Genomic DNA, 21,617 nt, shown 5'->3' with positions numbered 1-21,617 from the left:
CAACAATCAAGAACAAAGCGCTAAGCCGTAATAGGAGATCAGCAGCAATGTCTGAACGTGAATCGATGGAATATGACGTTATTATCGTCGGCGCTGGCCCTGCTGGTCTGGCCACCGCGATACGTCTTAAACAGCTCGCCCAAGAAAAAGAACAAGAAATCAGCGTCTGTATCCTGGAAAAAGGCGCTGAAGTGGGAGCCCATATCCTGTCCGGCGCCGTCATGGATACGCGCGCGCTGGACGAACTGTTGCCGGACTGGAAAGCGCAAGGCGCCCCCATTTCGGTAGAAGTGACCGAAGACAAATTCCTGTTCCTGACCGAAAAAGGCGCACGCAGCACTCCCATGTGGTTGCTGCCCGACTGCTTCAAGAACCATGGCAATTACATCGTCCGCCTGGGCAATGTCGTGCAATGGATGGGTGAACAGGCCGAGGCCCTGGGCGTGGATATATTCCCCGGCTTTGCCGCTGCCCACATTCTGTACGACGAGCAAGGCGCGGTACGCGGTGTTTTGACCGGTGACATGGGCGTGGCCCGTGACGGCACCCACACCTCCCACTACCAGCCTGGCATGGAATTGCTGGCGTCCTACACGATTTTTGCCGAAGGCTCGCGTGGTCACCTGGGCCGTGAGCTGACCGAACGCTTCAAGCTGGACGAATCCCGCAATGCACAAAGCTACGGCATTGGCATTAAAGAGCTGTGGGAAGTCGATCCGTCCCAGTCCCAGCCCGGTCTGGTGATTCACACCGCTGGCTGGCCTCTGGATTCAGACACCTACGGTGGCTCCTTCCTGTACCACCTGGATAACAATCTGGTCATGGTCGGGATGGTGGTGGGTCTGGATTATGCCAATCCCTGGCTGTCTCCCTTTGAAGAGTTCCAGCGTTACAAAACTCACCCTGCCCTGCGCGCCACATTTGAAGGCGGCAAGCGCATTGCTTACGGGGCTCGTTCCCTGACGGCCGGTGGTTTGCTGGCACTGCCCAAACTCAGCTTCCCCGGTGGCGCACTGGTCGGTTGTGATGCGGGCTTCCTGAATGCCTCACGCATCAAGGGTAGCCACGCTGCTATCAAATCCGGTTCACTGGCCGCTGAAGCCGCTTTCGAAGCCTTGCAAGCGGGTCGCAAGCAGGACGAACTGTCGCAATACGCCGAGAATTTCAAACAGTCCTGGCTGCATGAGGAACTGAACAAGGCCCGTAACTTCAAGCAATGGTTCAAGAAAGGTCGCTCGATTGCGTCCGTCATGACCTTTGTGGAGCAAGGTCTGCTCAAAGGCAAAATGCCCTGGACGCTACGTAACAACAAGCCTGACCACGCCTGTTTGCAGCCGGCAGCCGAATGCGCCCGCATCGACTACCCCAAGCCAGATGGCAAGATCACCTTCGATCGTCTCAGTTCCGTGTTTATTTCAAACACCAACCACGAAGAAGATGAACCTGTTCACCTGACGCTGAAGGATCCATCCGTGCCTGTAGCCGTAAACCTGGCTCGTTACGGTGGCCCTGAAGCCCGCTTCTGTCCGGCCGGCGTGTACGAGTTCATCAAGACCGAAACCGGCGACGACAAGCTGCAGATCAATGCACAGAACTGTGTGCACTGCAAAACCTGTGATATTAAAGACCCTACCCAAAATATCGTCTGGGTGCCTCCACAAGGTGGTGAAGGTCCGGTGTACAACGGCATGTAAAAATAACTCTGGCCTTGGCGATAACACCAAGGCCAGACAGTTTGATGCTGAAAAAAACCACCCACTGAACTGCACCCCAAAAGTTGGACATTGATCCGACCTTTAGGGTGTTTTTCATGGCGAAATACAATAGTCAGTTCACACGCGGGTGGTTTTTTTAAGTTCTTTTTGACTTGCGCGATCGGCTGGGCCAGTTAACGACAAACAGCCCCAGTAGAATCAGGCCAGTTCCCATCAACTCCAATTGAGTGGGCCATTCGTCCAGCAGCAGCCAGGCCAGCAGAACGGTCAGTGCAGGCACACCCAGGCTGGACATACCAGCCAAGGTCGCGCTGACGCGGCTGACCACCGCCATCCAAAGCAACCAACCCACGCCAGTGGCGATCACACCCAGATACAGCACACCGCTGAACATTTGCCACTCCATCACCAAAGAGCGCTGGGGGATCAAGAAACTCAAGGGTAGGACAATGACCACTCCCAAAAGGCATTGCCAGACTGTGGCGTTAAGCAGCTCAACACGATGACGTTCAAATAGCTGCTTGGAGTAAATTGCCCCCAAGGCCCAACTCACACCGCTGAGCGTTGCCAAAACAGAACCCAGTATGCCGCCCATTCCCTTCCAAGGCGCGATCAGGAGCATCAAACCCAAAATCGCAGGCACCATACCCATTACGTGGCGCTTTTGGGGACGCTGTCCCAACATGGGCCAGGACAGCAACAAGATCCAGATGGGCATGGTGTAAGCCAGGGCAACCATCTTGCCCGCCCCACCCACCTGCAAGGAAAACTGGCTAAGCAGCTGAAATCCAGTGGTCTGGAAAATGGCCACACCCAGACTCAGCTTCCAGGGTGTGGGCCGCAAATGTCCACCTTTAAGACGCAGCACCAACCATAAGAAAACGAATGCCACTGCATAGCGTGCTGCAATCAGATCAACTGGCCCGATGTAGAGGGTCATCGCCTTCATCACGACCCAGCTCATGCCCCAGGTCAGCACCACCAAACCCATCAGCGCCAAAGCACCCCTGTCTGCCTGCTGTTCCCCACTCAAACCTTTCCCCTTTTCTTTGAATTCATGGACCGATGTTTTGACCACGGACTCAATGCTAGGCTAATTCCGTATTGAGCAGGTCTCAAAGACACAATAATCAGAAGCAATAAAAAAACCCCTGGCTCCGGAAAGAAACCAGGGTCAAACAGGAACTACCAAAAAACTTAGTGTGCTTCGGACAACTGATCCAAAATTGCTGGGTTTTCCAGCGTGGATACGTCTTGCGTGATCGGCTCGTTATTGGCAACAAAACGCAGCAAACGACGCATGATCTTGCCCGAACGTGTCTTGGGCAGGTTCTCGCCGAAGCGGATCTCACGAGGCTTGGCGATAGGACCAATTTCCTTGCCTACCCAATTGCGCAGATCGGCGGCAACCTTGTCGGCCTCTTCCCCCGATGGCAGATCGCCATTGAGCACCACAAACGCCACAATGGCTTCACCCGTCGTTGGGTCAGGCTTGCCCACAACAGCCGCTTCAGCCACCAGTGGGTGGGCAACCAAAGCCGACTCCACTTCCATCGTGCCCAAACGGTGGCCCGAGACGTTCAACACATCGTCAATACGGCCCATGACCCAGAAATAGCCGTCGGTATCACGCTGCGCACCATCACCGGCCAGGTAATAGCCTTTGAGCTCAGGCGGAAAGTAGCTTTTCACGAAGCGATCCGGGTCACCCCAGATGGTGCGTATCATATTGGGCCAAGGTTTGCGAATGACCAGGAAACCGCCATTGCCGCGTTCGACCTCCTCACCTACCTCATCCACAATCGCCACATCCATGCCGGGAAATGGCAAACCGCAGGAGCCGGGTTTCAATGGAGTGGCGCCTGGCAAGGGAGTAATGACGTGACCGCCCGTTTCAGTTTGCCACCAGGTATCCACAATGGGGCAACGCTCGCGGCCCACATTCTTGAAATACCACATCCAAGCTTCAGGGTTGATGGGCTCGCCCACCGAACCAATAATACGCAGGCTATCCAGATTGTATTGTTTGGGGTGAATGGCCTCGTCCGCTTCGGCTGCCTTGGTCAAGGAGCGAATAGCGGTAGGTGCCGTGTAGAACACCGTCACGCCGTGGCGCTCAATCATGTTCCAGAAACGGCCAGCATCCGGATAGGTAGGCACGCCTTCAAACACGACTTGTGTCACGCCAGCGGCCAGAGGGCCGTAGGTGATGAAGGTGTGGCCTGTTACCCAACCGATGTCGGCTGTACACCAGAACACATCGCTGTCTTTGGCATCGAAGGTCCACTGTACGCTCAGCATGGCACCTAGCAGGTAGCCAGCCGAAGAGTGCTGCACGCCTTTAGGCTTGCCAGTGGAGCCAGAGGTGTACAGAACAAACAGAGGGTGTTCTGCATTCACGGACACGGCTGGGCAATCGCTGCTTTGGCCCTTGACGGCATCTTCCCACCACAGGTCACGGCCTTCGTGCCAGGCAACAGGCCCGCCTGTACGCTTGTACACGATAACGTGACGCACGGCTTCGCAGTCGCCTCCGCTCAGGGCTTCGTCAACTGCATTTTTCAAAGGGATGGCACGGCCACCGCGACGTTGCTCGTCAGCGGTAATGACCAAGGTAGCGCCCACGTCCACCGCACGTTCGTGCAGACTCTTGGCCGAGAAACCACCAAACACCACAGAGTGGGTAATACCCAAACGGGCACATGCCTGCATGGCCACAATGGCTTGCACCGACATGGGCATATAGATCAGGGCGCGTTCGCCGGTTTTGTAGCCCAGGGCTTTCAAACCATTGGCAAACTGGCAAACTTGTTCGTACAGCTCGCGGAAGGTCACTTTAGTGACTTCGCCACCGTCAGCTTCAAAGATCAGCGCGGTTTTGTTTTCGGTGGGTGTGCCCAGGTGCTTGTCCAGACAGTTAGCCGAGACGTTCAGCTCACCATCATGGAACCACTTGTAAAACGGGGGCTTGCTATCGTCCAGAACCTGGGTGAAAGGCTTGGTCCAGACCAGACGATCACGGGCCAACTCCGCCCAGTAGCCGGGATAATCCTGCTCGGCCTTCTGACAAAGCCCCTGGTAGGCTGCCATGCCAGCGATGCGAGCATCGCGTTCCAGATCCGGGAACACGGGAAATACCCGACTTTCCGACAGGACGGATTCAATAGACGTTGGACCGCTCATAGTTTGGCTCCTTTATTTTCCAGATTTGGTGTTTTTTTTGGGATGCGCAAGGGCAGCCCAGCTTAATTTTATATAAACGTAACGTGCCTTACTTACTCAATCCTGACAACTGAGATCGGCTTGATTCTTAGCCAAAATGCCACGCGGAAAATTCAAACGCGACAGGATCAGCAGGCCCGCCAGAAAAAACAATCCCGTGCAGGCCAGAGCCAAACGGTGGTTTCCACCACTTAGCCAAGTCACCAGACCATAAGACAGCGGACCACATACGGCAGCCAACTGAATGGCAAAGGTCCACAAGGCGAAAAACTCGGCCAAACGGCTCTTGGGTGCCAACAAGCCCACCATGGCCCGACCCGCACTTTGACTACTTCCTATACATAGCCCGGCAACGGCTGCTGCGGTCCAAAATCCGGCCAAAGAACGCGTACTGACCGCAATCCCCACCATGACTAGCCAAGCGCACAGCGTCAGTGCCAACGCACGCCGATGGCCAATGCGATCTTGTACATGGCCAAACAGCAACGCCCCCACCGCTGCCGCGATATTGACGGTAAAAATCAAGGCCATGGTTTGCGCCATCGTAAAGCCCATGGCCTCAGTGGCGTACACCGCTGACAAGGTAATAATGACGGCAATCCCGGCCTGATAGGCAGCACCGCACAACAATAAGGTGCGGAAATCGGGAAAATGCTGATGCACATCGCGCGCCGATGCAATCAAACGCGACAGCATGCCTTGCTGCTCTGCGCCACTAGGTGCACTGCGTTCGCGCAGAAACAAAAAAGAAGGCAAGGCCGACAGAGCAAACAAGGTAGCCGTAATCAAAGCAATGCCCGGTACATACTCCTGAGCCGTCCAGCCCTGCGACGTTGCCCAGGTCAAGAAACCGAGAGACAGCCCCAAAGCCAACATGCCCCCAAAATAGCCAAAACCCCAGCCCCAACCGGAGACTCGTCCCAAGGCGTCAGGCCGAGCGATTTCCGGCAAAAAAGCGCCGATAACGGACTCGCCTATGCAGTAGCAATAATTGGATAACGCAATGAAAACCAGAGCCCAGACAATGTCATTGGGGCCGGCCCAATACAACATCACGGTTGCCAACACGCAACCTATGGTGCTGCTAAACAAAAGCCGTCTTTTGCCTTGACGGGCATCGGCTTTTGCACCGAGTCCGGGCATGGTCAACATGATGCTTAAATACGAAGCAGACAAGGCCAAGGTCCATGCCAAGGTAGCCCAACTGCGGCCTTCAGCGATCACACCTACAAAATAGGCGCTGTAAACACTGGTCAAAATCACGGTGGTGTAGCCAGAGTTTGCAAAATCGTACATGGCCCAAGCCCACAACTCACGCAGCCGTACTCCTTCATTTAGTGCTTTCCCTAGGGCTTGTCCTATAAATCGCATCATTCAATCTCTATAAACAGTAAAACTTCGCTCTATTTCGGTTAATTTCCTGCAAGCCACCCAAAAGAGCACTGGACCCATGAACAGGGCTTGAAAACCGCTGCCAGCCACACTTTGCAACTGTATGATTCAATCGCAAAATACACTCCTACAATGCTTTACGGTGCAATTATCATCCGGTACACTGCTTAGCACTCAACGCACAGCAACGTTCGGCAAAGTATGGTGCTTTTAGCCATACTTACAGCCCTGATACCCATCAATTGCTGCTAATTTCAGCAAAAATAGGCATCAAGGTTGTGCTGCTGCCCACCAAGTCCTTAAAAAAGCCCTGGTCATGCCGCCACATTACCTGAATCCACCCGCACTTTTGCATATTACTTATCGCAGCGCCAAGTATCTTTTGTTAGCCGGTGCGCTAGCCTTAACCGGGTGCGCCACCACTGGAACTCAACAGTCCAGCCAGAACAAAGATCGTGCAGAGCTGGATCACGCTTACTACGCCGATTACGAATTCCAGACCGAGTCCGACCCGTTAGGTACGTATCTGGCCAATCGCGCTCGCAACGACATTAATATTGCGTATAGCAGCGATCGTCGCCAAGGGCGTACCGAAAGCCGCAGCAGCCGAAACGCTTCCTCTAACCATGGCTTGGCCACCACTGCCCTTAATTTTCTGGGCGTGAAGTACAGCTTTGGTGGCGACGCTCCCAGCACTGGCTTTGATTGCAGTGGCCTGGTGTCTTACGTCGCTGAAAAATCCCTGGGACTGAAACTGCCCCGCCAATCCAAAGACATTGCTAAAGAAGGCATCTCAGTTAACCGTAGCGAGCTGCGCAAAGGCGACCTGGTGTTCTTCAATACCCGTGGCGCTCGTTTCTCTCACGTAGGCATTTACTTGGGCGATGACAAATTTGTTCATGCGCCTCGCACTGGCGCCGTAGTACGCGTTGAGAGCATGCAAGTGGGTTACTGGAAAAAACGCTATAACGGTGCACGGCGTTTGGCCGCTGCCGATACCCAGCAATCCGAAGCCCGTCTGCGTAGCGTCAAGTAAAGACCGCCCTGCTGCCATTTCAGGCAATACACAAAAAAGCCACTGTGATGAAACAGTGGCTTTTTTTCTTACAGACTCCTTCTTTGCCCCAGTAAGTCATGCCGCCAATCTAGTGGCTCTTGGACTTACCGAGCGGACAAGACTCACAATAGCCGCATTGGGTTAAGGCTTGCTTCATACTGCAAACCGAGCGTCGGCAGGCGACCACTCGAATACCGGACTTCAAGGCAGCGGCCCGGAAGGTTTTCATGACGTTGTGACCCAGGAAATCGGTCAGGAGAATCAACAAATCGGTGCCCGAAGGCAACTGCAGGGTTTTTTTCTGATGCGCGGGATCACGCCCGCTAATATGGTGTTTGATCGAAATATTGTGGATCTTGAGCAGGTCGGGAATATTCCCCAGACGGTCTGCTCCAACCACGACTGCACTGACGTATTGAGACACAGAAAGCTCCATTGGCTAAGAAAGTTGGATAATGATAATCATTCTTATTATCATAGTCAATTGAGCCGATAGCTTGTTTCAATTTTTACTTATAACCTTCGACCATAAGTCTTACCAACTTTGCAATCATCCGCTGGCAGCACAAACAAGAAGAGCCACCGTGTGATCACGATGGCTCTGTTACCAGCCCAACAGCCGCTGCTTTACAACGGGCTACCAGTCTGCTTTTCATCCAGAGCGCTAAGCACCACATCGCGGGTTAATTCCGGTGCCAACATCTCTAGCAACTCGAAAATGTAGTCACGTAAGAAGGCCCCGGCTTTCACCGCTACCTTGGTATGGTGCGCGCCGAACAAATGCCCTGCTGGCAGGCCTACCAAACCCTTGTCACGACGCGGATCGAACGCGATGCCTGCGATGATACCGATACCCAGACCGACATCAACGTAGGTCTTGATCACGTCAGCGTCAATCGCCTCCAGCACAATGTCCGGAGTGATGCCGTGCTTGGCAAAGGCTTCATCAATCGAACCACGACCCGAGAAGGCATGGTCGTAAGTCACGATGGGATATTGCGCCAGGGTTTCGATGGACAGTTGCTTGTTGGCAGGCAGATCAGCCAACGGATGATCCGGCGTCACCACCACCGTGTGCTCCCAGGTGTAGACCGGCAACGCGACCAGGCCCGGCGTCAAGGCCAGGGTTTCAGTTGCAATCGCAACGTCGGCCTGCTCGTGTAGCACCATCTGGGCCAGCACGGGTGGACTACCTTCCGCCAAGGACATATGGACCTTGGGAAAGCGACGACGGAATTCAGGGATCACCTTGGGCAGCAAATATCGTGCCTGGGCATGGGTACAAGCAATGACCAAAGTGCCCTCATCGCGGCGGGCGAAGTCGTCGCTGACACGCTTGAGGTTGTCGATCTCGCGCATGATGCGGTCAATCACCTCGGCGACGGCTTCGCCCGGTCGGGTCAGGCCCTTAATGCGTTTTCCATGACGTTCAAAAATCTTGATGCCCAGCTCATCTTCAAACTCGATGATCGCCTTGGACACCCCCGGCTGGGAGGTATAAAGCGAACGAGCGGCTTCAGTCAGATTGAAGTTACGTCGGATGGTCTCTCGGACAAAGCGGAATTGTTGAATATTCATATGTTAATAGCCCCAGGTACAGGACTATTATATGTAATAAGAAGCAGCCCGCTTATTGCATTAAGTTATATATATAGATGCAACCATTACGTCATGCTGATGGTTGTATTCATTGTATTGGCGTGAGCCTGCCAGCGAGCCGTAACGGTTTTGGTCTGTGTCCAGAACTGAACAGCCTGTTTGCCGTTCGGGCCCAAGTCACCCAACTTGGACGCACGCGAACCCGTGAAGCTGAACCAGGCCACCGGCACAGGGATGGGGATATTGATACCAATCTGGCCTACGTCGATACGGTTCTGGAAGTAGCGCGCATGGCCGCCATCCTGGGTGAAGATGGACACGCCATTACCATTGGGGTTGCGGTTGATGAACTGCACCGCTTCTTCCAGGGTGTTGACACGCACAATGCACAGCACAGGCCCGAAGATTTCTTCTTCGTAAATGCGCATGTCGGCTTTCACATCATTGAAGATGGTTGGGCCTACAAAGTTGCCGCTTTCATAACCTGGCACCTTCACGCCACGGCCATCGAGCAAGAGGCTGGCACCTTCCTGTACCCCAGCTTCAATCAAGGACTCCACACGCTGACGAGCACGTGGCGAGACCAGTGGGCCCAGATCGGCCTGACGATCAGTACCGACATTGACCTTCATGGTTGCGGCACGCTTGACCAGCTCATCGATCCACTCGCCGGTTTCACCAACCATGACGGCCACCGAAATCGCCATGCAGCGCTGGCCTGCCGCACCAAAAGCAGCACCCAGCAACTGGTTGATCGCTACATCACGATCGGCATCTGGCATCACGATGCAATGGTTTTTAGCACCCATCATGGCTTGCGAGCGCTTGCCTGCCTCCGTCGCACGACGGTGGATCTCGGTGCCGACAGCAGTCGAACCAATAAAGGACACGGCTTTGACTTCGGGGTGAGTGACCAAGGCATTGGCAATCTCTGCACCGCCGTGAACCACGTTCAGCACGCCTGGCGGCAGACCGGCTTCCAGAGCCAGCTCGGCCAGCATCAGACTGGCGCTAGGATCCTGCTCGGAAGGTTTGAGCACGAAGGTATTACCGCAAGCCACGGCCAGCGGGAACATGAAGCAAGGCAGCATCACCGGGAAGTTGAATGCGGTCACGCCTGCACACACGCCCAAGGGTTGGATCAGGGTGTAGACATCAATACCACCTGCGGCGTTTTCTGCATACTCGCCCAACTGCATCGAAGCAATGGAACACGCGTATTCGATCACCTCCAGGCCACGGCCTACTTCACCTTCAGCATCGGGCATGGTTTTGCCGTGCTCACGCGAGATGGCCTCAGCCAGCTTGGTACTGTTTTCACGCACCAGACGCTGCAGATTCAGCATGACGCGCATGCGAGCGCCCTGGCTGGAATGGCGCCAGCTTTCATAGGCTTTGGCCGAGCTGGCAATAATGGTCTCCAGCTCTTCCATTGTGGCGTAAGGCACTTGGGCCACCACTTCCTGGGTGGCTGGATTGAGCACATCGTCCCAACGGGTGCTCTTGGATTGAACATGTTGTCCATCGATCAGCAAAGGTACACGAACCACTTCCGTCATAGCATGTCTCCAATGAATTGCTCAGGCGGCTAAGCCTTATTTGTTATCCCACTTGTATGAGGGTTCTCATCGAGTGTAGAAGCCTCAAGACCCGTTTACCATGATGAAAAATGCACAGGAGCTGGGCATTTATGCACAAGTCTTTTTCAAGGCGGGCTCATCACGATGGACTGGGATAATCTGCGTTATTTTCTGGAAGTGGCTCGCTGCCAACGAATCAGCGTCGCGGCCCAGCGGCTGGGCGTGCAACACAGCACCGTAGCCCGCCGTATCCAAGCCTTGGAGCAGGAATTGGGCTTGCGCCTGTTTCACAAGTCCACCGTCAGCGGCTATAGCCTGACCAGTGAAGGGCTGAATCTGCAGCAACGCATGGAGCCAGTAGAAAACCGCTTGCTGGCGGCACGAGATGCGATTACCGGCAAGGCCAGACCTTTGACAGGTAAGCTGCGCCTGGGCTGCACCGAAGCCTTCGGCAGCTATGTACTGACACCCTTACTCAGCATTTTTCAGACTCAGTATCCGGAGTTGACTCTGGAGCTGCTGCCCGTGCCCCGGCCTATCAGCCTGTCACGTCGGGATGCGGACTTGGCCATTGCACTGGAGCGCCCCCAGCGTGGGCCGTACTGGTGCACGCGTCTGGCGGATTACAGCTTGCGACTCTATGCCCATCAAGATTATTTGAATAGCCACCCCCCCATAGAAAACGTGCAAGATCTGTCTCGGCATCGCTTTATTGCCTATGTAGATGATCTGGTGTTCAGTGACAGCCTGCGCTACCTGGAGGAAATTGTCCGATCTGCCGCCGTGCGCTTTCGTAGCACCAGCGTGATTGCGCAATATCAGGCTACCTTGCAAGGACAAGGGATTGCCGTGCTGCCCTGCTTTTTGGCGAAAACCGATCCACGCTTGCGCTGTGTTCTGCCCGATCAGGTGGAGTTGCGTCGCCGCTTCTGGATGTTCTGCCATGAAGAGCAACGTCAAAATCCCAGCCTGACCCGGTTGTGGCACTTTCTGAAGCAGTCGGTGGAAGAGCGACAAGATTTGCTGGATGGGGCTTGAGTAGCCGAATCAGTCAAATAGTGACTGGCACAAAAAAGGGGCATCACGCCCCTTTCTTCTATCAAGTTGTCGCTGGCGGTTTAGGAGCCTTGATGCGCAATTTACGCCACATCATAAAGACCATGATCAGCAAGAAGATTGCATGGACCAACCACAGACCAACCTCAAAGCCCAACTGCTCATTGCGTATCCAGCCACGCGACAGGTTGATCAGGTTCATATACAACAGTCCGACCAGACCCGCCACCAGAATATTGCCCGACCGACCCATACGCGGGTTCACCGCCCCCAAGGGGATTGCCAGCAAAGCTAAATTCAATGCCGCCAACGGCAAGGCCAAACGCCACATGATCTGCGAGCGTGACTCGGGATTGTCATCACTGAATAACAACGTGGTTTGGCGAGCCTTGATCTGCTGCTCGGCACGGGCACGGATGGTTTCTGCAGTGTTGCCCGCGTCACGGCTTTCCAGACGCATGCCATAGCTTTCAAAGTCCACCATGCGGAACTCGGCCTGACCGGGCTTCAAGTCATAGCGATGGCCTTCGCTCAAGACCAGAAAACGATCGCCATTGGGCTGCTCTTCCATGCGGGCGCTTTGCGCTGTCACAATGCTGAGCCACTGCGGGTCGATCACACGGGCAATCACATTGCCCAGCTCGTCTCCTTCTTTTTCCGGGGAATCCGCGTAAAACACACGGGCGCCGTCATCGGACTCAATAAACTGCCCGGCAGTGACTTTGCTCAGGTCCGAACGCTGCTCAAAACGCTGGCGGTATTCGGCAATCTGACGATAAGCCCAGGGCGAAGCCTGCAAGGTCAGTACGGCAATCAGAATCGCAACCGGCACCGCGCATTGCAAAACGGGGGTGATCCAGTTTTTCAAGGACAGGCCACTGGCGAACCAGACCACCATTTCGGACTCTCTGAAACTGCGTGTCACCGTCGTGAGCACGGCAATGAACAGGGAAACAGCCAGAATAATCGGCAAGGCGGTAATACTGGAAAAGGCGGCCAGACCCAGCACCACGTCAGGGCCAATCGTGCCATTGGCCGCTTCGCCTAACAAACGCACCAGAAGTACACTAAGCCACACAATCAGCAAAGTGGACAGTACAACGCCACTGTGACTTAAGATTTCGGATACCGCAGAGCGTTTAAATAGAGACATATGAGAATTTGCGAGATAATCGCAGGTACGATTTGCGACACACTGAGGATAGTTGAATGGAATTTAGCACACAGACATCCGCTTCTTTGCACCAAATTAAGACGGCCGCACTAGGCGTTGGCGTCTTTGCCGAGGGCATTCTAAGCCCTGCAGCGGAACTTATCGACCGCGCCAGCAACGGAGCGGTGAGCGCTGCTGTCAAAGCCGAGTTTAAAGGCAAGCCCAATACCCACCTGGTGCTGCGCAATCTGCCTGGCGTTAAAGCCGAACGCGTTATTTTAGTCGGCTTAGGCGCTCAAGAGGAATACAAAGCAGCAACTCATACGCAAGCCCAGGCCTGCCTGGCTTCTTACTGCCTGAAAGCAGACCTGAAAGAAGCCGTTTCGGCCCTGGCCAGCATCGATTGCAAAGGCACCACCTTGCGCAGCCGTGCCCAGGATGCAGCCGTCGCAGTATGCCGCGCCAGCTACCGCTACACGGCAACACTGAGCAAACCGGAACCCGCCCCCCAGCTAAGCCAGTTCCTGCTGTGGACGGCCCGTACCCAAGCCAGCGAAGCCAAGGCCGGTCTGGAACAAGGTCAGGCTATTGGTAACGGTGTGAACCTGACCCGACTGCTGGCTGACCTGCCCGGCAATATCTGCACCCCCACTTATCTGGGCAAAACGGCCAAACAGTTGGCCAAGGAGTTCAAGACGCTGAAAGCCGAAGTGCTGGAGCGCAAGCAGATTGAAGCCTTGAAAATGGGCTCGTTCCTGTCCGTTGCCAAAGGCTCGGATGAACCCCCTGCATTCATCGTGTTGCGCCACACCCCCAACACCAAGACCAAACACGAAGACGGCCCTATCGTTCTGGTGGGTAAGGGTCTGACATTCGACTCGGGCGGTATCTCCATCAAGCCAGCCGGCAATATGGACGAGATGAAGTACGACATGGGCGGTGCTGCCAGCGTTCTAGGCACCATGCGTGCCATTGCCGAGCTGAACATCGACCGCGAAGTGATTGCCGTGGTGGCTTCGTGCGAGAACATGCCTAGCGGCCGCGCCAACAAACCAGGCGACGTCGTGACCAGCATGTCAGGCCAGACCATCGAAATCCTGAACACGGACGCCGAAGGCCGTCTGGTCCTGTGCGATGCCCTGACCTACGTCGAACGATTCAAACCCGCCGCCGTCATCGACATGGCTACTCTGACCGGCGCGTGCGTCGTCGCGCTGGGCCACGTCAACACGGGCCTGTTCTCCACCGACGACGACCTGGCCGACGAGCTGATGCAAGCGGGCAAGCAAACGGGCGACACGGCATGGCGCATGCCCATGGACGATGCCTACCAGGAGCAACTGCGCTCGAACTTCGCCGACATGGCCAATATCGGTGGCCCACCCGCCGGTTCGGTCACCGCCGCCTGCTTCCTGTCCCGCTTCACCAAAGCGTACCGCTGGGCTCACCTGGACATCGCTGGCACCGCCTGGCGCAGTGGCAAGGACAAGGGCGCCACCGGCCGTCCCGTACCTTTGCTGGTTCAGTACTTGCTTAATCAGTGTCGCTAAGCATGAGTCGCGTCGATTTTGCTTTCGGCGCACCAGATCGCTTGCGTACGGCCTGCGAGGTCGTACGCAAGCATTACGAAGCGGGCCGTCAGGTGGTGGTGTATCTGTCCGATGCCCGCCAACTTGCTCGCTTCGATCGGCTGCTCTGGGGGTTTGAATCCACGGCCTTTGTGCCACATGTGGGTGTAGAAGACCCTTTGGCAGCCACCACCCCGGTTTTGTTGACCAGCGCCGCCCCCGTGCCCACTGATGAACAAAGCTGGCTCTTGAATCTGGATGCCCAATGCCCGCCCGGTTTTGAACAATTTGCGCGTATTTTGGAAATTGTGTCCGAACGGGAAGCTGACCGTACCCAGGCCCGCGAACGCTGGCGTGTGTACCAGACACAGGGATGCCAGGTACATGCCCACAAACTGAGGGCTTGAATAATAAAGAAGATTCTTGATTATTCAGGTAATTGTCAGTTATCCTTGACCACTGATCTCTCTGTATTCTAAGGACTCATCATGAGCGAATTTCGTCAATCAAGCTTGCCTGAGCATAACGGCACCCTGGGCACCCAGTCGCTGATTGCTCGCAATCGCGTCCTGCGCAACACCTACTGGCTGCTGGCCTTGTCCATGATTCCCACCGTGTTGGGAGCCTTGCTGGGTCTGTCGGCGGGTATTAACCGGGTAATGGGCGCCAGCCCAGGCCTGAGCGCCATTGTTTTCCTGGTCGGTGCCTTTGGCCTGATGTTCTTGGTCGAAAAGAACAAGAACAACTCAATGGGTGTTGTCCTGCTGATGGCCTTCACCTTCTTCATGGGCATCATGCTGTCGCGTCTGCTGGGCTTTGTCCTGGGCATGGGTAATGGCGCACAACTGATCATGCTGGCCTTTGGCGGTACCGCCGCAGTCTTTGGCACCATGGCAACCATTGCCAGCACCACCAAACGTGATTTCTCCGGTATGCAGAAGTTCCTGTTTGTCGGTGCCGTCATTTTGCTGGTTGCGGCTCTGGCCAATATCTTCCTGCAACTGCCTGCGCTGATGCTGACCATCTCCGTGATGGCTATCGGTATCTTCTCGGCTTTCTTGCTGGTTGATCTGCAGCGCGTCATCAACGGTGGCGAAACCAATTACGTATCGGCCACCCTGGCAATCTACCTGGACGTCTACAATATTTTCAGCAACTTGCTGATGCTCTTGGGCATACTGGGCGGTAACCGCGAATAAGATCACGAACCCGCCTCCCCCAAGCCCCCTTTCCGAAGGGGGCTTTTTTATTGCCGGCTGATTCAAACGCCTTAGCTTGAAAACCCACGTATCCCCCCTCATCTGCGTGATCTTGCTCTAAGCGTGAAGTGATACCCTCAGACCTGATTAACGTTCCGACGAATCACCCTGATGAAGCGCCCTGTTTTTCGTGTCCTGGATCAGACGCGCGGGTATAGTAAACCTTGTAAAAAATTTCCCCTCTGGAGAACACTGGTGGCAGTCTTTGAAACTCAACACATCGTCGACAATCTGCGCGGGGCCCGCGAAGAATGGCGACAGGCGCATCAACGCTTGAACGAGCTTGAAGGCCAGGAATTTCCATCCGTCCAGGCATTGATTCAAGTCACCGAGCAGCTCAAAGGCATTTTGTTCCCAATGCGTCTGGGTAGCCCGGAACTGCGCCGTGAGTATGAAGACCACTTTGTCGGCCACCACTTGGGCCAAGCTCTCAACACCCTGCTGCAACAAGCTCGGATCGAGCTACAACGCGCTGCTCTGCTGCGCGGCGACCAACATGACCGTCAGACCATTGAGGAACAGGCTCACAAAGCCATTCAGGCCTTTGCTGACAAACTGCCAGACTTGCGCCGCACCCTGGACCTGGATGTAGTCGCCGCCTATCAAGGCGACCCGGCTGCCCGCAACGTCGATGAAGTGCTTTTGTGCTATCCCGGCCTGCTGGCCATGATTCACCACCGCATCGCCCACACCCTGACCAATTTGGGTCTACCGCTGACCGCCCGCATTATTGCCGAACTGGCCCATAGCCAGACCGGTATTGATATTCACCCCGGCGCACAAATTGATCACTCCTGCTTCATCGACCACGGCACTGGCGTTGTCATTGGCGAGACGGCCATTATCGGCAAACGGGTTCGGATTTATCAAGCCGTCACCCTGGGTGCCAAACGCTTTAGCAAGGACGAGAAAGGTTTGCTGCTCAAGGGCCAGGCCCGTCACCCGATTGTGGAAGACGATGTCGTCATTTACGCTGGCGCCACGATACTGGGTCGCGTCACACTGGGAGCAGGCTCCACGATTGGCGGGAATGTCTGGATTACGGAAGACGTACCGGCTGGTTGTTCGGTGACCCAGGCAAATCTGTTGCGCAATCAACCTGACTGTCCCGAGACACTGCGCTAAGCGGCATATTTGGGCCACGCAGGACAAGCTCCGGTGCCTCCCGGACGATCTCTCCAAGAAGATTTTCATAGTCAAAAAAACGACTCCCGATATGCCCCCCTTTGAAAACCGGATAGCAACCCGAGTTTTTCGGGGGTTATGACAGGAGTCGTTTTTTTAAGAGTCCGCCACACTCAAGAGAAGCCCTCAAAACGTCTTGTTCGGCGCAGACAACCTTGGGTACTAAGCAGACAGGATTCACGCCTTGAGAGGCGGTACAGGCGGTCCAGGCCGCCACATCTTGATAAGCCCTTCCAAAGCCATCAAGGCGATGGCAATCCAGATCGGAATATAAGTCCACCACTGATTCACGCTCATGGGTTCGTCCAGCAGCAAATACGCCACCCAGAACAAGAGCACCGGCTCCACATAGCCCAGGATGCCAAACAAAGCCAAAGGCAGCTGACGGCTGGCAGACAGATAGCTGACCAGCGCAACCGAGCTGATCAGACCCAGGACCGGGACCTGCCACAGCAAGCGCGGCTCATTGCCAAACAGGCCCCACATCTGCGTGTCTTGGACAAAAAGCAACCAGCAGGCGGGCAAGAACAAGAAGCTGAGGTCAAACCACAGCGAAGCCAGCGAACCCAGGCGCAGGTAACGGCGCAACATGAAATAAGGCGGATAGCCCAGGACCACCACTGCTGTCGCCCAGGACACACTCCCTACGCGGAACAGCTCATGCAGCACGCCTAAGCCCGCCAGCACAACTGCAATCCACTGGATAGTACTCAATCTATCTTTGTAGATCACCCGTCCTACCAGCACCATCACCAACGGCAGCAGGAAGTAGCCCAAGGACACGTCCAGCGCCATCTGGTGCAAAGGTGCCCAGACAAAAATCCAAAGCTGCACCCCGACCAATACAGCCGCCAGCAAGAGCAGCGCAAAATAGCGCCAATTACCGGGCCAATGCCGTAGAACCCAACGCACTTCCCGCCAGCGCCGTGCACGGGTGATCACCAACGCCAACGCAGGCAGGCCCAGCACAATACGCCAGGCAAAAATCTGCTCACCACTGAGCGGATGCAGCACGGTGGCGTAATAGTACAAGCAAGCGAACAATGCTGAGGCTAGAACCGACAGCAAAACACCTTGCTTCATGAGTGTGCCTCGTCCATTTTCTGACGCCGCAAATAAGCCTGTCCCACACTGAACAAACGATCACGCTTTAACAAAGTATGCGTATCCAGTGCCTGCGCTTCGGGCGTCAGCATCAAAGCGGGCAAACCATCCAGCAAACGCTGCATCAAGTCCGGATGCGCGGCCATATACAAAGCTAACAACTGATCCGGCTCCCACAGGCTGATCCCTAGGCGTCGCAGCTCGGAGCGATTAAAGTCTTTCAGATTCCGGGTCAGGATACCGACTGGCTGATCAGGATAACGCTGCTGCGCCAGACGGGCAGTGGCGATCACATGCCAGTCCTTGACATCGGAATAGCGCAAATTCTTCTTGAACTCGCTACTGTCGCCTAAATCGGCTTCAGGGTAACGCTGTTGCAGCTCTTCCCACTGCTCCTCGATGGAGAGGGGCATAACTTTCCACAGGCGGCCCGCATTACGACGCCACTCATCGCCAATGACGGGACTCCAGACAGGTTTGAACAGTTGCTCATCGGCCAGGGCCAGGAGCAAGCGACGCAGAACGTTGGAGATCAGGACGCAGGTATCCAGAACCAGCACGGAAGGAAGGGAGACGGCCATATCAATAGCGTTGCAACTGCATAAGGACGGATCGGGTATGCAAGGGGCGGCCCAGCAGACTGTTCAAGCGTTCACGCAAGCGTATGCGCAATTCCGGCTCACTGACTGGATCGTTGAAATCAGGTGTGGCCTCATCAAAGCCATAACCTGTTTCGGTCAGCAGCACCCACTCAAAACGCCGCAAGGCCCCCGCCACAGGCGGACGAGGAATCTGTGCCAAATGCACCAGGGCTTCTTCGTAAGCATCGAACAAAACGGGGTGCGGGTCCTCACGCGGCAACAAACGAATCAATAATTCATTCATGTACCAGGCCGACATCAGGGCGCGGCCTTTCAAAGGGCGAATCCCGGCGCAATCCGCCCGCGTCAGTGTCTTGACTTCATTCTTGCCCGACCAGGCCAACAATAAAGGCTGAAACACAGACAAAGCAGGCCGCAAAATAGAATGCGGCCTTTTGGCGCCTTTAGCGACCATCGGCACCAGCCCGTGGTTACGCGTAAAGGCATGACAGATCAGAGACGTTTCACGCCAGGCACTGGTGTGCAGTATGTAGCCCGCTTCGTCCTGATAGCGATGACGGGGATTACTCATACCCCAGGTCGCGCAGGACCGCTTCACGATCAGACCAGCCCTTACGCACCTTGATGTACACATCCAGGAACACAGGCTTGTCGATCAGCTTGGCAATATCTTGGCGAGCCTCAGTCGCAATGCGTTTCATGTGCATGCCGCCAGCACCCAACAGAATCGGACGATGGCTTTCGCGTTCCACCACCACGCAGGCGGAAATACGGGCACCCTGCTCGTTTTCGTCCCACTGCTCGATGACCACGGTACAACCGTAAGGCAGTTCATCACCTACCAGACGGAAGATCTTCTCGCGCAGCAGCTCCGAGGTAATGAAGCGCACCGAGCGGTCGGTAATGGTATCCGCGTCGAACATGGCCTCGCCTTCAGGCAAACGGGAGGCGATCTCGTCCAGCAAGGGGTCCAGTTGCAGGCGCTTGGCCGCGCTGACCGGAATCACGGCACCGTATTCGAATTCCTGCGACAGGCGGGCGATATAGGGCAGCAAGTCATTCTTGCTCTTGAGCGCATCAACCTTGTTGATGACCAGAATGGTCTTGCCGCCTTTAGGCAGCATGGGCAGCAGCTCGGCATCCGAAGCGGACCACTTGCCAGCCTCGACCACGTGCACCACCACGTCCACATCGGCCAGCGCCTGGGTAACAACACGATTCATCATGCGGTTCATGGCCCCGCCGTGCTTGGTCTGAAAGCCGGGGGTGTCCACAAATACCATTTGATCGTGGTCACGCGTCAACACGCTGTTGATGCGGTGGCGCGTAGTCTGCGCCTTGCGCGACACAATCGAAATCTTGCTGCCGATCAAAGCATTGGCCAGCGTGGACTTGCCGACGTTCGGTCGTCCGATAATAGCCACGAAGCCGCAGCGAAAAGGGGTCTGTGTCATTCTGCTTCCTGCGACACTGCCACAGGCAGTGTCAATTGTGAGGGGCGACGATGGCGACTGGCGCGCGTCGTCTTGGCTGGAAATTCAGCTTGTAAAATAGCAATGGCCTGCGTTGCGGCGGCTTGTTCAGCCGCACGACGGCTGCTGCCACTGGCACGGACATGGATGTTGAGCTTGGCGATCGTGCATTCGATATCGAAAAGCTGATCGTGGGCTGCGCCATGCGTGGCCACCACGGTATACAGCGGCAAATCCAGCTTGCGACCTTGCAGCAGCTCCTGCAGCAAGGTTTTGGGATCTTTCCCCAAGGTTTTGGGGTCCACATCAACCAGCATGGGTTCATACAGCTGAGTGATGACGGTTTGGGCCTGTGTGAAACCCGCGTCTAGAAAAACAGCGCCAAAAATCGCTTCCAGCGCATCCGCCAAAATGGAAGGACGGCGGAAACCACCGCTTTTCAGTTCCCCTTCTCCCAGACGCAAATAATCCGACAAACCCAGACGGGTTGCAATTTCAGCCAGCGCAGCCTGTTTGACCAGATTCGCTCGCAGGCGCGACAAATCGCCCTCATCAATGCGCTGAAAGCGGTCAAACAACAAGGCCGCAACCGTGAAGTTCAGAACCGAATCGCCCAGGAACTCCAGCCGCTCGTTATGACGAGCGCTGTGGCTACGATGGGTCAAGGCCTGCTCCAGCAGGCCGATGTCTTTAAAGGAGTAGCCGATAGCGGCTTCAAGCAAAGCAAGACGTTTCATTAATGGAAGCGACCTATACGGCTAAGTTCGCGGAAATTCATCCAGATAAAGAAGGCGCGTCCCACAATATTCTCATCGGGCACAAAGCCCCAATAACGACTGTCCAGACTATTGTCGCGATTGTCTCCCATGACAAAGTAGTTGCCATCAGGCACCACACACGAAATGCCATTGGAAAAATATTCACAAGAATCACGATGGGGGAAGGCCACGATGGGCATCAAACCCTGAGGCGCAGTTTTGTTCAGCAAGATGTTGTGCTGCACCTTGCCCAGCTCTTCCAGATAACGCCCAATGTAAGCGGAGCGATCCGGTTCGTAGTAATCACCACTGCGCACTTGGGTAAAGACCTGACCGTTTACGGACAACACCTTGTCGCGATACTCCACACGGTCACCGGGCACGCCGACCACGCGCTTGATGTAGTCCACGGACGTATCCACGGGGTAACGAAACACAATCACATCGCCACGCTCGGGATGCCCCAAAGGAACAACCTTGGTGCCACTAACAGGCAGACGAATACCGTACTCGTATTTGTTCACCAAAATCAGGTCGCCATTTTTCAGCGTCGGCAACATCGAGCCCGACGGAATGCGAAATGGCTCGATAATGAACGAGCGCAAGACGAATACAAACAAAATGACTGGGAAAAAGCTGACGCCATATTCAATCCACCAAGGCATACGGTTGGCCTGGTCATACGCATCCTGGCGCAGTTGCTGTAAATGCTCAGGGTCTTGAGCTGCCGTTTCCGGTATTGCTTGCATCGCGGCCCGCGCACGCGCCAGACGGCGGGAACGCAGGAAGAATCGATCCAAACACCAGATTACGCCGGTCAGTATTAGCAGTACAAACAAAATCAGAGCGAAATCCCAGCTCATCGGTTTCCTTTAAAGAAATTAAGGCAGTCCTG

General features: G+C 55.3%; 20 protein-coding genes. 7 read left to right on the top strand and 13 right to left on the bottom strand.

Annotated elements, in window-relative coordinates:
• The first annotated feature begins 47 nt into the window (after positions 1-47).
• Entirely contained in the window at positions 48-1,694 is a 1,647-nt protein-coding gene (locus LNA76_RS01555) for an electron transfer flavoprotein-ubiquinone oxidoreductase (RefSeq protein WP_162496901.1), read from the top strand.
• A gap of 157 nt (positions 1,695-1,851) precedes the next feature.
• Here LNA76_RS01555 and LNA76_RS01550 read toward each other — a convergent pair whose 3' ends face one another.
• The 3 genes from LNA76_RS01550 to LNA76_RS01540 all read right to left on the bottom strand — a co-directional run bounded on the left by LNA76_RS01550 (position 1,852) and on the right by LNA76_RS01540 (position 6,311).
• Positions 1,852-2,748 carry a DMT family transporter gene (locus tag LNA76_RS01550; RefSeq protein ID WP_230017715.1) on the bottom strand — a complete coding sequence of 299 codons (897 nt, stop codon included), beginning with the start codon at positions 2,746-2,748 and terminating at the stop codon, positions 1,852-1,854.
• Between the two features lie 164 nt (positions 2,749-2,912).
• The gene (gene acs / locus LNA76_RS01545) at positions 2,913-4,898 is read right to left on the bottom strand and encodes an acetate--CoA ligase (RefSeq protein ID WP_230017713.1); all 1,986 of its coding nucleotides are present in this window, start codon (positions 4,896-4,898) and stop codon (positions 2,913-2,915) included.
• Positions 4,899-4,994: 96 nt separating this feature from the next.
• On the bottom strand, positions 4,995-6,311 hold the full coding sequence (locus LNA76_RS01540) for an MFS transporter (RefSeq protein WP_230017710.1): 1,317 nt from the start codon (positions 6,309-6,311) through the stop codon (positions 4,995-4,997).
• A 334-nt stretch (positions 6,312-6,645) separates the two neighbouring features.
• Between LNA76_RS01540 and LNA76_RS01535 the strand changes: the two genes are divergently transcribed.
• The gene (locus LNA76_RS01535) at positions 6,646-7,365 is read left to right on the top strand and encodes a C40 family peptidase (RefSeq protein ID WP_395013561.1); all 720 of its coding nucleotides are present in this window, start codon (positions 6,646-6,648) and stop codon (positions 7,363-7,365) included.
• Between the two features lie 109 nt (positions 7,366-7,474).
• Here LNA76_RS01535 and LNA76_RS01530 read toward each other — a convergent pair whose 3' ends face one another.
• From LNA76_RS01530 to LNA76_RS01520, 3 genes are all read right to left on the bottom strand, one after another.
• Positions 7,475-7,822, bottom strand: coding sequence for a DUF2325 domain-containing protein (locus tag LNA76_RS01530; protein ID WP_376914083.1), 348 nt, complete (start codon positions 7,820-7,822; stop codon positions 7,475-7,477).
• 191 nt (positions 7,823-8,013) lie between these two features.
• Positions 8,014-8,964 carry a CysB family HTH-type transcriptional regulator gene (locus LNA76_RS01525; protein ID WP_094197285.1) on the bottom strand — a complete coding sequence of 317 codons (951 nt, stop codon included), beginning with the start codon at positions 8,962-8,964 and terminating at the stop codon, positions 8,014-8,016.
• Between the two features lie 86 nt (positions 8,965-9,050).
• Positions 9,051-10,544 (bottom strand): CoA-acylating methylmalonate-semialdehyde dehydrogenase, encoded by a 1,494-nt coding sequence (locus LNA76_RS01520; RefSeq protein WP_094197286.1) that lies wholly within the window; start codon positions 10,542-10,544, stop codon positions 9,051-9,053.
• 165 nt (positions 10,545-10,709) lie between these two features.
• Between LNA76_RS01520 and LNA76_RS01515 the strand changes: the two genes are divergently transcribed.
• The gene (locus tag LNA76_RS01515; RefSeq protein WP_230017708.1) at positions 10,710-11,603 is read left to right on the top strand and encodes a LysR family transcriptional regulator; all 894 of its coding nucleotides are present in this window, start codon (positions 10,710-10,712) and stop codon (positions 11,601-11,603) included.
• A gap of 61 nt (positions 11,604-11,664) precedes the next feature.
• Here the strand turns inward: LNA76_RS01515 and lptF are convergent, their stop codons facing one another.
• Complete coding sequence (lptF, locus tag LNA76_RS01510) at positions 11,665-12,774, bottom strand: LPS export ABC transporter permease LptF (protein WP_230017706.1); 1,110 nt, start codon at positions 12,772-12,774, stop codon at positions 11,665-11,667.
• A 56-nt stretch (positions 12,775-12,830) separates the two neighbouring features.
• Here lptF and LNA76_RS01505 point away from each other — a divergent pair, with 56 nt between their 5' ends.
• The 4 genes from LNA76_RS01505 to epsC all read left to right on the top strand — a co-directional run bounded on the left by LNA76_RS01505 (position 12,831) and on the right by epsC (position 16,726).
• Entirely contained in the window at positions 12,831-14,324 is a 1,494-nt protein-coding gene (locus tag LNA76_RS01505) for a leucyl aminopeptidase (RefSeq protein WP_108727746.1), read from the top strand.
• 2 nt (positions 14,325-14,326) lie between these two features.
• Complete coding sequence (locus LNA76_RS01500) at positions 14,327-14,749, top strand: DNA polymerase III subunit chi (RefSeq protein WP_094197294.1); 423 nt, start codon at positions 14,327-14,329, stop codon at positions 14,747-14,749.
• A gap of 81 nt (positions 14,750-14,830) precedes the next feature.
• Positions 14,831-15,541, top strand: a complete 711-nt coding sequence (locus LNA76_RS01495) for a Bax inhibitor-1/YccA family protein (protein WP_230017705.1) — start codon at positions 14,831-14,833, stop codon at positions 15,539-15,541.
• A 255-nt stretch (positions 15,542-15,796) separates the two neighbouring features.
• On the top strand, positions 15,797-16,726 hold the full coding sequence (gene epsC, locus LNA76_RS01490; RefSeq protein WP_108727747.1) for a serine O-acetyltransferase EpsC: 930 nt from the start codon (positions 15,797-15,799) through the stop codon (positions 16,724-16,726).
• Positions 16,727-16,963: 237 nt separating this feature from the next.
• On the opposite strand, the gene rarD is transcribed toward epsC, so the two are convergent.
• The 6 genes from rarD to lepB are packed head-to-tail and all read right to left on the bottom strand — an operon-like array spanning position 16,964 to position 21,585.
• Positions 16,964-17,869 carry an EamA family transporter RarD gene (rarD, locus tag LNA76_RS01485; protein ID WP_094197297.1) on the bottom strand — a complete coding sequence of 302 codons (906 nt, stop codon included), beginning with the start codon at positions 17,867-17,869 and terminating at the stop codon, positions 16,964-16,966.
• Positions 17,866-18,471 (bottom strand): PIN domain-containing protein, encoded by a 606-nt coding sequence (locus LNA76_RS01480; RefSeq protein WP_108727748.1) that lies wholly within the window; start codon positions 18,469-18,471, stop codon positions 17,866-17,868. Before LNA76_RS01480 ends, rarD begins: the two co-directional genes overlap by 4 nt.
• A 1-nt stretch (position 18,472) precedes the next feature.
• Positions 18,473-19,063, bottom strand: a complete 591-nt coding sequence (gene recO, locus LNA76_RS01475) for a DNA repair protein RecO (RefSeq protein ID WP_108727749.1) — start codon at positions 19,061-19,063, stop codon at positions 18,473-18,475.
• Entirely contained in the window at positions 19,056-19,946 is an 891-nt protein-coding gene (gene era, locus LNA76_RS01470; RefSeq protein WP_230017703.1) for a GTPase Era, read from the bottom strand. Before era ends, recO begins: the two co-directional genes overlap by 8 nt.
• Positions 19,943-20,701, bottom strand: a complete 759-nt coding sequence (rnc, locus tag LNA76_RS01465; protein ID WP_094197301.1) for a ribonuclease III — start codon at positions 20,699-20,701, stop codon at positions 19,943-19,945. The genes era and rnc overlap by 4 nt, the downstream gene beginning before the upstream one ends.
• Positions 20,701-21,585: a signal peptidase I gene (gene lepB / locus LNA76_RS01460; protein WP_230017702.1), complete on the bottom strand. Its 885-nt coding sequence runs from the start codon at positions 21,583-21,585 to the stop codon at positions 20,701-20,703. Before lepB ends, rnc begins: the two co-directional genes overlap by 1 nt.
• Between the last annotated feature and the right edge of the window lie 32 nt (positions 21,586-21,617).

Origin of the sequence: Alcaligenes sp. MMA (assembly GCF_020907215.1) — a bacterium.
GTDB classification, from domain to species: Bacteria; Pseudomonadota; Gammaproteobacteria; order Burkholderiales; family Burkholderiaceae_B; genus Alcaligenes; species Alcaligenes aquatilis.
The sequence above is the reverse complement of the archived record's forward strand: the minus strand, read 5'-3'. Positions and strand labels throughout refer to the sequence as shown.